At 62.3% G+C, this 12,477-nt stretch carries 16 protein-coding genes; 7 read left to right on the top strand and 9 right to left on the bottom strand.

The features are described 5' to 3' along the window. Positions 1 to 36: 36 nt before the first annotated feature. Entirely contained in the window at positions 37 to 618 is a 582-nt protein-coding gene (locus tag PGB28_RS06935; RefSeq protein WP_271420768.1) for a GcrA family cell cycle regulator, read from the bottom strand. Between the two features lie 121 nt (positions 619 to 739). Here PGB28_RS06935 and PGB28_RS06930 point away from each other — a divergent pair, with 121 nt between their 5' ends. After that, positions 740 to 1,561, top strand: coding sequence for an ABC transporter permease (locus PGB28_RS06930; RefSeq protein WP_271420767.1), 822 nt, complete (start codon positions 740 to 742; stop codon positions 1,559 to 1,561). 3 nt (positions 1,562 to 1,564) lie between these two features. On the opposite strand, the gene PGB28_RS06925 is transcribed toward PGB28_RS06930, so the two are convergent. Both PGB28_RS06925 and PGB28_RS06920 read right to left on the bottom strand, forming a co-directional pair. Continuing rightward, on the bottom strand, positions 1,565 to 2,476 hold the full coding sequence (locus PGB28_RS06925; RefSeq protein WP_271420766.1) for a DMT family transporter: 912 nt from the start codon (positions 2,474 to 2,476) through the stop codon (positions 1,565 to 1,567). 41 nt (positions 2,477 to 2,517) lie between these two features. Further along, a complete protein-coding gene (locus PGB28_RS06920) occupies positions 2,518 to 3,003 on the bottom strand; it encodes a GNAT family N-acetyltransferase (RefSeq protein ID WP_271420765.1) in 486 nt (161 codons plus the stop codon). Between the two features lie 179 nt (positions 3,004 to 3,182). On the opposite strand from PGB28_RS06920, the gene PGB28_RS06915 reads away from it, so the two are divergent. Next, a complete protein-coding gene (locus tag PGB28_RS06915; protein WP_271420764.1) occupies positions 3,183 to 4,718 on the top strand; it encodes a phage tail sheath family protein in 1,536 nt (511 codons plus the stop codon). Positions 4,719 to 4,928: 210 nt separating this feature from the next. Here PGB28_RS06915 and PGB28_RS06910 read toward each other — a convergent pair whose 3' ends face one another. After that, entirely contained in the window at positions 4,929 to 5,174 is a 246-nt protein-coding gene (locus PGB28_RS06910; RefSeq protein WP_271420763.1) for an accessory factor UbiK family protein, read from the bottom strand. 94 nt (positions 5,175 to 5,268) lie between these two features. On the opposite strand from PGB28_RS06910, the gene lgt reads away from it, so the two are divergent. From lgt to PGB28_RS06885, 5 genes are all read left to right on the top strand, one after another. Then, positions 5,269 to 6,150: a prolipoprotein diacylglyceryl transferase gene (gene lgt, locus PGB28_RS06905; RefSeq protein ID WP_271420762.1), complete on the top strand. Its 882-nt coding sequence runs from the start codon at positions 5,269 to 5,271 to the stop codon at positions 6,148 to 6,150. Then, positions 6,147 to 7,208: a class I SAM-dependent methyltransferase gene (locus tag PGB28_RS06900; protein ID WP_271420761.1), complete on the top strand. Its 1,062-nt coding sequence runs from the start codon at positions 6,147 to 6,149 to the stop codon at positions 7,206 to 7,208. Before lgt ends, PGB28_RS06900 begins: the two co-directional genes overlap by 4 nt. Then, positions 7,205 to 7,960 carry a peptidoglycan editing factor PgeF gene (gene pgeF / locus PGB28_RS06895; protein WP_271420760.1) on the top strand — a complete coding sequence of 252 codons (756 nt, stop codon included), beginning with the start codon at positions 7,205 to 7,207 and terminating at the stop codon, positions 7,958 to 7,960. The genes PGB28_RS06900 and pgeF overlap by 4 nt, the downstream gene beginning before the upstream one ends. 262 nt (positions 7,961 to 8,222) lie before the next feature. Next, entirely contained in the window at positions 8,223 to 8,360 is a 138-nt protein-coding gene (locus PGB28_RS06890) for a hypothetical protein (protein WP_271420759.1), read from the top strand. Positions 8,361 to 8,784: 424 nt separating this feature from the next. Next, positions 8,785 to 9,465, top strand: a complete 681-nt coding sequence (locus PGB28_RS06885) for a Hint domain-containing protein (protein ID WP_271420758.1) — start codon at positions 8,785 to 8,787, stop codon at positions 9,463 to 9,465. A gap of 6 nt (positions 9,466 to 9,471) precedes the next feature. Here PGB28_RS06885 and PGB28_RS06880 read toward each other — a convergent pair whose 3' ends face one another. From PGB28_RS06880 to PGB28_RS06860, 5 genes are all read right to left on the bottom strand, one after another. Further along, a complete protein-coding gene (locus PGB28_RS06880) occupies positions 9,472 to 10,245 on the bottom strand; it encodes a gamma-glutamyl-gamma-aminobutyrate hydrolase family protein (protein WP_271420757.1) in 774 nt (257 codons plus the stop codon). Between the two features lie 125 nt (positions 10,246 to 10,370). Then, a complete protein-coding gene (locus PGB28_RS06875; RefSeq protein ID WP_271420756.1) occupies positions 10,371 to 10,751 on the bottom strand; it encodes a hypothetical protein in 381 nt (126 codons plus the stop codon). Positions 10,752 to 10,804: 53 nt separating this feature from the next. Beyond that, a complete protein-coding gene (locus PGB28_RS06870) occupies positions 10,805 to 11,146 on the bottom strand; it encodes a hypothetical protein (protein WP_271420755.1) in 342 nt (113 codons plus the stop codon). 134 nt (positions 11,147 to 11,280) lie between these two features. Continuing rightward, entirely contained in the window at positions 11,281 to 11,874 is a 594-nt protein-coding gene (locus PGB28_RS06865; protein ID WP_271420754.1) for a 2-hydroxychromene-2-carboxylate isomerase, read from the bottom strand. 60 nt (positions 11,875 to 11,934) lie between these two features. Next, entirely contained in the window at positions 11,935 to 12,435 is a 501-nt protein-coding gene (locus PGB28_RS06860) for an Lrp/AsnC family transcriptional regulator (protein WP_271420753.1), read from the bottom strand. Between the last annotated feature and the right edge of the window lie 42 nt (positions 12,436 to 12,477).

The raw sequence follows: 12,477 nt of genomic DNA, 5'->3' as shown, positions 1-12,477 counted from the left end.
ACTGCCCACCCTACGCGCCCGTTACGGGACGGGTACTTACCGGCGGCGATCGCGGCGCGACGACATCGGCTGGAACGCCACGCCCACATGCGCCTCGCAATAGGGTTTGCCTTGTTGCACGGGCAGGCCGCAGAACCAGAAATCCTCGGTCGCGGGGTCGCCCACGGGCCATTTGCAGGTCCGCTCGGTCAACTCCATCAGGCTCAGCTTCTTGGCCTTTTTCTCCACCTCGTTCACCTTGGCCAGCGCTTCGGGGCTGATCTCATTGGCCGAGGGCTGCGGCGGCAGGGGTTGCCCGGCGGGAATGATCTGGCGGCGCGCCGGGGTGGCGGATTTGGTCTCCATCACCACCTCTTCCTTGGGCTCGGGCGCCGGTTTCGGCTTGGCCTCTGCCTTGGGCGCGGCTTTGGGCTTTGGCTCCGCTTTGGGGGCTTTGGCCGCGGCAGGCTCGGGTTTGGCCGCGCCGCTGCCCGCCCGGTTCGACAGCCCGAGGCGGTGCACCTTGCCAATGACGGCGTTGCGGGTCACGCCGCCCAGCTCCTTGGCAATCTGCGAGGCGGATTGCCCCTCGCCCCACATCTTCTTGAGCAGTTCGACGCGTTCATCGGTCCAGGCCATCGGATATCCTTACGAGAAAAAGCGGCCTCAATTGAGGGCCGCCCTGACATTTTCGAGTTGCCCCCTATTCTAATCACTCGGGGGCGAGTTACAAGGCCGCGAATCTGTCACGGAGGCCGCGATGCGGGACATGTCGACCCATACCAGCCCAGTTGCCATGGGCACCCGCCGCTTTGGGGCGGTGAACTGGCTGGGGCTCTACACGCTGTGCGCGCGCGAGGTGATGCGCTTTCTTGTCGTGTGGACCCAGACGTTGCTGGCCCCATTGGTCACGGCGGCGCTGTTTTTGATGATCTTTACCATCGCAATCGGTCCGCAACGGGGCGATGTGATGGGGGTGCCGTTCACCCATTTCATAGCGCCCGGTATCCTGATGATGACGGTGATCCAGAACGCCTTTGCCAATACCTCGTCGTCCATCGTGATTTCCAAGGTGCAGGGCAATATCGTTGATACGCTGATGCCGCCCTTATCGCCGATCGAGCTGGTGCTGGGCTATCTTGCGGGCGGGATCGGGCGCGGTGTGTTCGTGGCCTTGGGGGTCGCTTTGGGCATGCTGGTCTTTCTGGGAATCGGGATTGCCCATCCGCTCTGGGCGCTTGTTTTCGTGGTTCTCGGCGCGGCCTTCCTGTCGGCTTTGGGCATGCTGGCGGGCATCGTCGCGAACAAGTTCGATCAGATGGCGGCGATCACCAATTTCATTATCACGCCGCTCGCTTTCCTGTCGGGCACGTTCTACTCGGTGCAGGCGCTGCCACCGGTGCTCAACACGATCACCCATTTCAATCCGGTCTTTTACCTGATCGACGGGGTGCGGTTTGGCGTGCTGGGCGTGTCGGACAGCTCACCCTGGCTGGGGCTTTTGGTGGCCGGTGGGGCAACCATTGCGGCCTGTGTCGCAGCTTGGAATATGTTCCGGCGCGGGGCGCGGCTCAAGTCCTGAACGCTACTCTGTATTGGGCTGCGGGGCCGAGGCGTGGCCTTTGACGCGGCCCTCGCGCCAGGCCAGCAGCGCGCCGCCCGCGATGATGATCGCCGCGCCTATGGCGGATGTTGCCACCGGGATCACGCCAAACACAGCAAAGTCGATCACCGCCGCCGAAATCAGCGTGGCATAGCTGAATGGCACGATAAAGCTTGCCTCCGCGCGGGCCACGGCGTTGAGAAAACATGTCTGCGCCATGGCCATGGACAGGCCCACCCCCGCCATGGCCGCCCATTGTGCCGCCGTTGGCCATTGAAAAACCGGGATCACGGCCAGACCGGCAATGCAGACACCAATCAGATTGTTGACCAACAGGATCTGCATCGCGCCCTCGCGTTCTGACAGACGCTTGATAAAGATGATCTCCAGTCCGAGGATCAGCGCCGCCCCAAGTGCCAGAAGCGCGGCGGGTTGAAACGCGCCTGTTCCCGGGCGCAACAGGATAAGCGCCCCCAGTAGCGCCAGCGCGGCGGCCCCCCACCGGACTGGGCCGACCCGCTCGCCCAGAAGCGGGATGGCCAGCATCATCGCAAAGACCGGGTTGAGAAAGGAAATCGCCGTTGCATCGGCCAGCGGGATAAAGGCTACGGCGGCAAACATCAGCGTCACCCCGCCCCAGCCACAGGCGGTGCGGCGGATATGCAGCCCCCAATGGATCGTCGTGAATTGCGGACGGATGATGGCCGCGGCCGCGCTCAGCGCCAGACCGGCAAAAAGAAACCGGCCGAAGCTCACCTGTAGGGGGTGCATCTGGGTCCCAAGCCCACCGGCCCCCAGTAGCTTGGCAAAGGCCGTGGAAGACGCGATGAACAGCGTCGCACTGAGCATCAATGCAATGGCAAGCGGCGGATTTTGGGCTTTGGCCTGAAACATGCGGGCAGTTGCGCGGAAACCCTTGGGCTTGGCAAGGGGACTCAGCGTTGGAACGCGCTGGGATAGATCAGCTCTGCTTCCGGTGCATCCGCGCCCGGCGCCAAAAGCATCGTGTGGCTGAGCGGAAAGGGAGAGGTCAGCCGCGCCGCCCGCGCCCGCGAAAATCCGGCGCGTTCGTAGAGGTCCGGCTCGCCCAGCACCACGATGGTCTGGCCGCTGGCCATGGCCCACCCGGCCAGCATGCCCGTCATGCGTTTGCCATGCCCCATACCCTGCCAATCGGGATGAACTGCCACCGGGGCGAGACAGAGCCAGCCCTTGGGTTTCACAAACCGGCTGAGTGCGAAATAGCCCACGGGTCCGTCCGGGCCTGGCAAAACGCTTTCGCCTGCCATGGCCCCGGACTTGCGCAGTTTTTCGACGATGCGGACCTCTTCCTCGCCGCCAAAGGCGGCCCGGAGCAACGCATCGACGCCGCGTTCTTCGCCGCGTTTGAGGTCCCTGAGGAAACCGGTGGTCTTGTGCATCTTTGATCCTCGCAGGAACGGGCTGATTTTGATCGGGTGGACAGGCTTGGTGCCTTGCTTGCTATTGTTCTCACCCTCGCTAGGCTGGGTACAGCGGATTTTCAGAGCCCTTGCCGGAAACGGGCCGGGCCCAGCCATGACGGCGATTGATCACTTTTCATTAAGGAAGGTTCGAGCAGATGGAAAAGACTCCCGGCGTTTACGTGGTGGAACAGCCAGCCTTTCCAAATTCGATTGTATGGTCCGAGACGGCCTTGCCAGCCTTCATCGGCTATACGGCCAAGGCCAGAGATGGCCAGCGCTCCCTTGTTCAAGTGCCCACGCGGATTGAGACGCTGAGTGAGTTTCAGGAGTATTTCGGGGGCGCGCCGGAGCCTGTCTTTGCGATTGAAACCTCCACGGCCAGCGAAGGGGTCGTGCCCCTGACCAAAGGCGGCGCGGCGCTGCCGCAGCGGGTGTTTAAGGTGTCGGGCGAGAGCGGCGACAGAACCTATCAACTCACTCTGACCGGGGTCGATTACGCGCTGTATGGTGCGATCCGGATGTTTTTCCTCAATGGCGGCGGGACCTGCTACATCACGTCGATCGGGTCATATGAGGATCCGATTGAAGCGGCACAGATGATGGCCGCGCTGGATGGGTTGAAATCCGAACGCGCGCCTGCGCTTGTTGTGATCCCCGAGGCCACGCGACTGCCGCATGCCGAGGCTATGAAGGTGCAAAACCACATGCTGACGCATTGCGGGGAAGAGGTGAGGAACCGCTTTGCCATCCTCGATGTGCCGGGCGGTTTCCTGCCTCTGGACGGGCCGGGCGGTAAGTCGGTCGAGCGGTTTCGCGCGGGGTTGACCCCCAAGGCCCGTAGCTATGGGGCAGACTATTACCCGTGGCTGAATGCAACGGTGTTTACCGCGTCGGATTTCAGCTTTTGCAACCTGGATATGGAAGGGCGGAAGACACTGAAAGCCATGCTCGAAGAGAGCGTGGAGGATGTCCCCGACGCGTTGCAGGCGCATGTCGACACGCTTGCCGAACAGCCCTTGCCTGAAGCGAAGGAGGCCACGGCGCTGGACCAAACCTTGCGGGCGGCCTTTCCGCTCTATGGTACGGTCATGCATGCCATCGCAGACGCGCGCAAGGCCCTGCCGCCATCCGGCGCAATGGCAGGCGTCTATTGCATGGTGGACAACATGCAAGGTGTTTGGAAAGCACCGGCCAATGTGAGCTTAGGGGCTGTCCGGTCGCCCACTGTGGACGTGAGCAACCGCGATCAAGAGGACCTCAACGCGCCATTGGACGGGATGTCGATCTGCGCGATCCGGTCTTTCGTGGGCAGGGGCACGATGGTCTGGGGCGCGCGCACGCTGGATGGTAATTCTAAGGAATGGCGATACGTGCCCGTGCGCCGATTGGCCAACATGATCGAAGAGTCGGTTAAGCGAGCGCTTGAGGCCTTTGTTTTTGAACCCAATGACACGGCGACATGGGCCAGCATCCGCGGGATGATTGAAGAGTTCCTGACAAATGTCTGGAAACAGGGCGGATTGTCGGGCACGACCAATGGCGAAGCGTTTCAAGTTTCCATTGGGCTGGGCGAGAGCATGACAGCCGAGGATATTCGAAACGGCGACCTGAAAGCGATTGTCGGGTTTGCCCCTGTGCGTCCGGGCGAATTCGTCATCCTATCAATTCAGCAGAAAATGCAGACAAACTGAACCGGCGCATGTGAGCCTCGCGACAGCAGGCTTCGCCTGCCTTTGGATACGCTCGCTAATTGTACGAAAAAGAAAAGTCTGCAGAGGTGCGCTGTGCATAAGTTCGCATCAGGGTCACAATTGCATAAAGCTGTCGTGATCCAATGCGGGCCACGCGCCGCGGCACTCTGCCTGCGAAAAAGGCCCCTGCGCTCAAAAGACTCTGGCAGTTCAGCCGCTTTTGGCTTCCAGCGCCTCGATCCGGGCTTTGAGCGCTTCGTTTTCCTCGCGCGCTTTCATGGCCATGGCGCGCACGGCGTCGAATTCTTCGCGCGTGACAAGGTCGCGATCGGCCAGCCAGCGGTCCATCATGGATTTCATGGCTGTTTCCGCCTCTTCGCGCGCTCCTTGCGCCACGCCCATGGCGTTTGTCATCAGCTGTGAAATGTCGTCGAAAACCTTGTTTCGGCTTTGCATGGGATGTCTCCGCGTTACCTTTGCCCCTATATGGCGGTCATGAGGCGGGCTCACAAGGTTGACCTTCCATAAAGCCAGAGGCACAGAGACGCATATGCAGGCCATGATCCCCTTTCCCCCGCTGTCGCCCGAGCTGTTTTCCATATCGCTCTTTGGCATGACATTCGCGCTGCGCTGGTATGCGCTGGCCTATATCGCCGGTATTCTGATCGGATGGTGGATCGCCGTGCGCGCCCTGAAGCGGCCCGCGTTATGGCAGGGTAACAGCCCGCCGATGAAGCCGGGGCAGGTCGAGGACCTGATGACCTGGGTGATCCTTGGGGTCATTCTGGGTGGGCGGTTGGGTTACGTGCTGTTTTACCAGCCGGGATATTACCTGACCGCGCCGCTGGAGATCCTTGCCATATGGCAGGGCGGCATGGCGTTTCATGGCGGTCTTCTGGGGGTGATCGTCGCGGCGTGGATCTGGAGCGCGCGCAATGGCGTGGAGCGCCTGCCGCTTGCGGATCTTATGGCGCTTGCGACGCCGCCGGGGCTGCTTTTGGGGCGGATTGCGAATTTCATCAATGCCGAGCTTTGGGGACGCCAGACCGACATGGCTTGGGGCGTGGCCTTTCCCGGCGAGCTTGCGCAGCTTTGCGGCCAGCCCTTGGGAGAGCTTTGCGCCCGTCACCCCAGCCAGCTCTATGAAGCGGGGCTCGAAGGGCTGCTTCTGGGGGCGGCTCTTTTGTGGCTTGGCTTTGCGCGGGGCTGGTTGAAAACACCGGGGCGCATCGCTGCCCTGTTCTTTGCGGGCTACGGCGCGGCGCGGTTTATTGTGGAATTCTTCCGCCAGCCCGACGCTCAGTTCGTCACCGATGACAATCCGCTGGGGCTGGCCTTTCACGTCGGCGGCTGGGGGGTGACGATGGGGCAGGCGCTGTCGCTGCCCATGATCCTCATCGGGTTGTGGATCGTCATGCGGAAGCGGGCATGAGCGACCTGACTTCACTGCTTCTGGAGCGGATTGCGTCGGACGGTCCCATGTCATTGGCCGACTACATGGCGCTGTGTCTCATGCATCCGGAGTATGGCTATTATACCTCGCGGGATCCGTTGGGCGGGCAGGGGGATTTCACCACCGCCCCGGAAGTCAGCCAGATGTTTGGCGAGTTGATCGGGCTTTCGCTGGCGCAGAACTGGCTGGATCAGGGCGCGCCGTCCCGCTTCACGCTGGCCGAGCTGGGGCCGGGGCGAGGCACGCTCATGGCGGATGTTTTGCGCGTCGGGCGTCAGGTTCCCGGCTTTGTCGAGGCGGCCGATGTCCTGCTGGTCGAGATGTCGCCGGTGCTGCGCTCGCGGCAGAAAGAGGTGCTGGCCGGGCATGATCCGCGCTGGGTGGATCAGGTCAGCGATTTGCCGGATGGACCGCTGTGGTGCGTGGCCAACGAGTTCTTCGATGCGCTCCCCATTCGCCAGTTTCAGCGCGCCGGGCGCGGTTGGTGCGAACGGCGCGTGGGTGCGCGCGACGGGGCATTGACGCTGGGACTGGCGGGCGAGACCCCGCAGGAGGCGTTGGCCCATCGGCTGGAGGACACAAGCGAGGGCGATATCGTCGAGCTTTGCCCGTCCTTGCCCGGCATTGTGGCCGAGTTGGGCGGGCGAATCGCGCGCCATGGCGGCGCGGCGCTGATCGTGGATTATGGCGATTGGGGGTCGTTGGGCGACACGTTTCAGGCCCTGTCCGGGCACAGCCCCGTCGATCCGTTTGCCACACCGGGGCAGGCGGACCTGACCGCGCATGTGGATTTCGAGGCGATTGCCCGCGCCGCGCCTTGTGCGCATAGCCGTTTGAGTACGCAGGGCGCGTTCCTGGAACGGCTGGGCATCACGCAGCGCGCGCAGGCACTGGCCAACGTCATGAGCGACGCGCAGCTTGAGCAACATATCGCTGCACATCGACGGTTGACGCACCCCGATGAAATGGGGACGCTCTTCAAGGTGCTGGGGCTGATGCCCCGGGGCGGAATTGTCTGGCCGGGATTGGCGCAATGACTTTGGAAATTCTTACCTCGGACACATTGGGACCGCTGCGGCACGGGTTCTTTACCCGCCGGGGCGGGGCGTCATCGGGTGTGTTCAACGGTCTGAATTGCGGGTTCGGATCGTCTGACCAGTCCGAGATCGTAAGGATCAACCGCGCACGGGTGGCCGAGAGCTTGGGTGTGGCGCCGGAGGCCCTGATCACGGTGCATCAGACCCATTCCGCGGATGTCGTGACGGTCACCAGCCACGATCAGGCGTTTCCAGAAGCCGACGGGCTTGTCACCAATCAACCGGGGCTCGTCCTCGGGGTGCTGACGGCGGATTGCCAGCCGGTGCTGTTTTCAGACCCCGAAGCCGGGGTGATCGGCGCGGCCCATGCCGGATGGCGCGGTGCGCTGGACGGCGTGCTGGATGCGACGGTCGACGCGATGGTGGCGCTGGGCGCGACACGCGGCGCAATACGCGCAGTTATCGGCCCGTCGATCTCGCAACGCGCTTATGAGGTGGGGCCGGAATTTCTGGAAACCTTCGTGGCGGAGGATCCCGACAACACCCGCTTTTTCGCCAATGGCGAGGGGGACCGCTATCAATTTGATCTGCCCTCCTACGGGCTGCACCGGTTGCGAGCGGCGGGCGTCGGCGAGGCCGAGTGGATCCGGCACTGTACCTATTCGGATGCGGCGCGGTTCTATTCCTACCGACGGTCCGTACATGCGGGCGAGGCCGATTACGGGCGTCTGATTTCGGCGATCCGGCTCTGATTTGGGCCAAACCGGGGCGGTTGGGTGCCCCAAACCTGCCCCAATCTCGGCGTTGATTAGCTGCTGTTCCGCGAAAATGAGTTCTAAGTGTCTGTTTTTGAATTGCTTTCCGATTTGGGCAAAGCTGCCGGAGTTTGGCGGACAGGCTTGCTAAAAACTGGTTAAAAATTTCTGAATCGCCCCAAGCCTGCCCGAAACCGGGACAATACTCATCTCAACGCCAAACACGTTCCTGCCCTGCGGGCCATGAAGGAGAACAGAGATGAAAACCCGGTTCCTCAAATCCGTTGCAAAAACCGCAAAGACTGCGGATGTGGAAATGCCCTGGACCCGTGGCACACGGCGCGCGGCGATGATTGCCAAGCGCAAGGAAGAACCCGTGCTGCGCCGCTCCGCCTGAGTTCGGCCAAAATATTCCGGGCCATGCGCCCGATGCTTCCAAGCCCCGCGCCCGAACACGGCGCGGGGCTTGTTGATTCGCGGGGGGCATCGCGTGGAGCGAGGGAAATGTGGCGCTATTTTCCAGAAGGCTGGAACAGTGTTTTCGGGTAAGCCGGGATTACCCACTGTGTGTTGAACAATCCCCCGTCAATTTTGACTAATGCGGTTGAAACCTGTCCAATTGGCAACGCTGTAGCGAATGACACTGTCCGTTTGACGTTGTCGGTGGGGGCCGACGCGGATGTGACCAAGAAATTGGACACGAGACCATGAACCGCCCCTCGATCCGCAACGCATTTGCGGCTGACACTTTGCCTCCTGCTGGAATTTCGCAGGACCGATTTGCACCACGCCCTGACGGGCGGCCTCAGCGCGACCCTCTCATGCGCAGGATCGAGGCCGCCTCTCTGCTTCCCGATCTCAGCATCCACTATTCCAACCACGCGGTGCCCTGCACGGATCTGTTCGACAGGATCACCGGTGGCTTTGCGCGTGGCACGTTGCTGGACACCCGTGACGGGCCGATGGCGATCGAAGACCTGATGCCGGGGGATTTCGTGGAAAGCAGCGAGGGCGCGCAGCCGATCCTGTGGATCGGGTCGACCATGATTGCCCCGGGCGGGTTCCCTGACATGCCCGCTGCCTCCGGGCTGATCCGCGTGATGCCGCAAAGCTTTGGCGTCGCCCGGCCGACCAATGACGTGCTTCTGGGGCCATGGGCGGGGCTGTTGCACAATCCACCCCAGCTACGGCAGGCCAATGGCAAGGGGCATGTTCTGACGCCCTTGAAGGATTTCATTGATGGCGACACGGTGGTGCGCGTCACCCCGCCCAGTGCCGTGCGCGTGTATCACATCGTGTTGCGCCGACATGCGGCGGTGCGGGTCAGTGGGCTTGAGGTCGAGACCTATCATCCGGGACCGGGAGTGATCGACAAGTTGGGTCAGAACGGATTGCAACTGTTCCTGTCGCTCTTCCCCCATGTCAAAGACGCCAAGGGGTTTGGTCCGCTGGGCTTTCCGCGGGTGGACAAGGATTTACTGGACGGGTTGTCGGCGGCCTGAGATCGGTCAGGCGCTGGCGCGCAGCGGCTGACGGCGCGCGGCCCAGCTGCGCACCGCGTCGCCAAAGGCCGAAAACAGCGGCCGCGACACGGGGTCATTCGCCGCATCCCATTCCGGATGCCACTGCACCGAGAGTGTAAAGCCGGGCGCATCGGCGATAAAGGCCGCTTCGGGCGTGCCATCGGGGGCCCATCCATCAATGACAAAGCGTTTGCCCGCTTGCATGACACCCTGCCCATGCAGCGTGTTGGTCATGACCTCGCGCGCACCCATCAGCTTGTGAAACACGCCGCCGTCAGAAAACGTCACCGTGTGGCGCAGCGCGAATTTTTCCTCCAGCGTGCCATCAGGCGGCATCCGGTGGTTCATCCGCCCCTCCAGGTCGCGGATCTCGGGATGCAGGGTCGAGCCCATGGCGACCGCCACCTCCTGATAGCCACGGCAGATGCCAAGGAAGGGCTGGCCGCTTTCGACACAGGCCCGCACCAGCGGCAGGGTGATCGCATCGCGCGCCCGGTCAAAGGCGCCATGCGCCTCGGTCGCGTCATGGCCGTATTCCTCGGGATGCACATTGGGGCGTCCGCCGGTCAGCACAAAGCCGTCACAGACATCCATCAATTCGCGCACCGAGACAAAGCGCGGATCGGCCGGGATCAGCAGCGGCATGCAGCCCGACACCTCGGCCACCGCTTCGGAATTCATCGTACCGCCCGCATGTGCTGGATATTGGTCGTTGATCAGGTACTGGTTGCCGATGATGCCGACGATAGGGCGGGCCATGGATGTCCTCTTGCACAATCTCGGCTGAATATAGGATGCGTGATGCGGCAATGACAACGGCGGTATCGGTTCGCACGCGCGCAGGCCCCTGTGCGGGGCCTGCGCCTGCCTAACCGGTAGGCAGATCAGCCGACCCCGGCAACGGCCTTGAGGTGTGGATCATCGACGCTGATATGCGTGGTGACCTGCGGGCAGCGCAGACAGGCCTCGACCCCTTCCTGCGCGTGCCAGCGGCAGGTCTTGCGCAGTTTGCAGGGCGGGGCATGGGACACGTCAATTCCCAGCCCCGCCACCACCCGCGCCGCAAGCTGGCACTTGGAACCGTCGAAATGCTGGCATTTGCTTTCGACGCAGGGCGCGGAAAAGCGCAGAACCTCGGTGGGAGGAACCGGTCCAGTCTTTTCCAGCAATTCCGGCGTGACCGGCACGGGCGCGGTAACATAGGACAGGCGTAGTTTCCCATCCTCGCTCCGTTCCATGACGCCAAGCACATCGGCGCCTGCCATGTCGGGCTGCGCGCTGGGGCAGGCAAGCGGAGTCTGCGCAGCCCCTTTGCTGCTCAAAAGCCCCCCTTGCGCAGTACGATCTCGTCGATGCGGGGGAAATAGCCCATGGTGGTTCCGTGCCGACCGACCAGAACGACCGGTTCAATATCGGTGCGGGCCAGCTCGCCCACGCCGCTGGCGATCTTGGCTGAGGTTTCGATGAGCGGTTCGATCGGGAACCGGTTAAAGTCGAGGTCGTCCCAGATCAGACCGAAAATCCCGATATCGGGGAAAAAGCCGATATCGCCGGGGCGTCCGCCGATCTCCTTGATGCGCGCCGAAACGACGTCTTTTGCGACCTCATAGGTCTTTTCCGCGAGAGCGTCTGCGGAAATGGATTTTGCGCGATGTGCCATGCTGTTAGGTCCTTTGTTCAAAATGACTTGGTCCACGGCCTGATGCCGCCGGCCGTGGCGCGAAAATATGCGCCACCACCTATGAGAGTATCACATGCGGTGATTCGTTTTTAGGTTTAGGTTGTGCAAACCGGTCAGGCGCGGGATTTCGCCCAGTTCAATGCGTCTTCCAGCCGGTCATCGCCCCAGAACAATTCCTCTCCGACAAGGAAGCTGGGGGCGCCAAAGATGCCGCGTTCCATGGCCTCTTCGGTGGCGGCGGACAGCGCGTCATGGGTTGCCGCGCTGTCCGCGAGGCTCAACACGCGGGCCGGGTCCTGTCCAATCTCGGCAAGGCTGTCAGAGAGGTTAGGGTCTTCGCCTGCGGGCTGCCCGGCTTCGAACCAGCGGCGATAGGTGGCGCGCGTGTAGTCATTAACCCATCCTTCGCGCGCACCGAGGCGCGCCACCCGGTTGGCGCGAGGCAGGTCGGCGATCGGGTAGGGCGCGGGCAGGCGCGGCGACAGACCGTATTTCATCGCCTGTCGTTCAATGTCGCGCCACATGTAGGCGGATTTCTCCGGCTTGTCCTTGAAGGGGATGTTGTTCTGGACCGTCATGACATGGCGCACGTTATAGGGGCACCATTTGACTGAAACGCCCGCGCGTTCGGCGGCGGAGTCGATTCGCATCACACTCAGGTACGTGTAAGTGCTGCCAATGGAATACCAGAAATCCAGCTGTGCCATATCCGCCCGCCTTTCTGATGAAAGGGTAAACGCGTCAGGCACTTTCTGTCGAGCCCGGGATCAGGCGCTCTTGCTCAGCCGTTCTTCGAGCACCTCAAAGGGCACGCCGGGTTCGTCCTTGGCACCGCGGATCACAAGCGAGGTTTTGACCGAGGCCACATTGGGCGTCGTCAGCAATTCGCCGGTGAGAAAGCTTTGAAAGCTGGACAGGTCCGGTGCTACGCATTTCAGGATGAAATCCACCTCGCCATTCAGCATGTGGCATTCGCGGACCAATGGCCAGGAGCGGCAGCGTTCCTCAAAGGCCGACAGGTCGCTTTCGGCCTGGCTTTGCAGGCCGACCATGGCAAAAACCTGCACCTCGAAGCCCAGTTCGCGGCTGTCGATCTCGGCATGGTAGCCGCGGATGAAACCCTGTTCCTCAAGCGTGCGCACCCGGCGCAGGCAGGGGGGGGCGGAAATGCCGACGCGTTTGGCCAGTTCCACATTGGTCATCCGGCCGTCGGCTTGCAGCTCGGCCAATATCTTGCGATCTATCGGGTCTAGACGTGTTCCCGGCATGTTACCCCTCCGCCGAATTGCGATTGTTATAGCACCTTAGTA

Origin of the sequence: Primorskyibacter aestuariivivens (assembly GCF_028023675.1) — a bacterium.
In the GTDB taxonomy this organism is placed as follows: Bacteria; Pseudomonadota; Alphaproteobacteria; order Rhodobacterales; family Rhodobacteraceae; genus Marinovum; species Marinovum aestuariivivens.
The sequence above is the reverse complement of the archived record's forward strand: the minus strand, read 5'-3'. Positions and strand labels throughout refer to the sequence as shown.

What these genes read in the sequence shown, in the direction of transcription:
- PGB28_RS06935 (WP_271420768.1), bottom strand. Translation starts at nt 618, where the DNA reads ATGGCCTGGACCGATGAACGCGTCGAACTGCTCAAGAAGATGTGGGGC.
- PGB28_RS06930 (WP_271420767.1), top strand. Translation starts at nt 740, where the DNA reads ATGCGGGACATGTCGACCCATACCAGCCCAGTTGCCATGGGCACCCGC.
- PGB28_RS06925 (WP_271420766.1), bottom strand. Translation starts at nt 2,476, where the DNA reads ATGTTTCAGGCCAAAGCCCAAAATCCGCCGCTTGCCATTGCATTGATG.
- PGB28_RS06920 (WP_271420765.1), bottom strand. Translation starts at nt 3,003, where the DNA reads ATGCACAAGACCACCGGTTTCCTCAGGGACCTCAAACGCGGCGAAGAA.
- PGB28_RS06915 (WP_271420764.1), top strand. Translation starts at nt 3,183, where the DNA reads ATGGAAAAGACTCCCGGCGTTTACGTGGTGGAACAGCCAGCCTTTCCA.
- PGB28_RS06910 (WP_271420763.1), bottom strand. Translation starts at nt 5,174, where the DNA reads ATGCAAAGCCGAAACAAGGTTTTCGACGACATTTCACAGCTGATGACA.
- lgt (WP_271420762.1), top strand. Translation starts at nt 5,269, where the DNA reads ATGCAGGCCATGATCCCCTTTCCCCCGCTGTCGCCCGAGCTGTTTTCC.
- PGB28_RS06900 (WP_271420761.1), top strand. Translation starts at nt 6,147, where the DNA reads ATGAGCGACCTGACTTCACTGCTTCTGGAGCGGATTGCGTCGGACGGT.
- pgeF (WP_271420760.1), top strand. Translation starts at nt 7,205, where the DNA reads ATGACTTTGGAAATTCTTACCTCGGACACATTGGGACCGCTGCGGCAC.
- PGB28_RS06890 (WP_271420759.1), top strand. Translation starts at nt 8,223, where the DNA reads ATGAAAACCCGGTTCCTCAAATCCGTTGCAAAAACCGCAAAGACTGCG.
- PGB28_RS06885 (WP_271420758.1), top strand. Translation starts at nt 8,785, where the DNA reads ATGCGCAGGATCGAGGCCGCCTCTCTGCTTCCCGATCTCAGCATCCAC.
- PGB28_RS06880 (WP_271420757.1), bottom strand. Translation starts at nt 10,245, where the DNA reads ATGGCCCGCCCTATCGTCGGCATCATCGGCAACCAGTACCTGATCAAC.
- PGB28_RS06875 (WP_271420756.1), bottom strand. Translation starts at nt 10,751, where the DNA reads ATGGCAGGCGCCGATGTGCTTGGCGTCATGGAACGGAGCGAGGATGGG.
- PGB28_RS06870 (WP_271420755.1), bottom strand. Translation starts at nt 11,146, where the DNA reads ATGGCACATCGCGCAAAATCCATTTCCGCAGACGCTCTCGCGGAAAAG.
- PGB28_RS06865 (WP_271420754.1), bottom strand. Translation starts at nt 11,874, where the DNA reads ATGGCACAGCTGGATTTCTGGTATTCCATTGGCAGCACTTACACGTAC.
- PGB28_RS06860 (WP_271420753.1), bottom strand. Translation starts at nt 12,435, where the DNA reads ATGCCGGGAACACGTCTAGACCCGATAGATCGCAAGATATTGGCCGAG.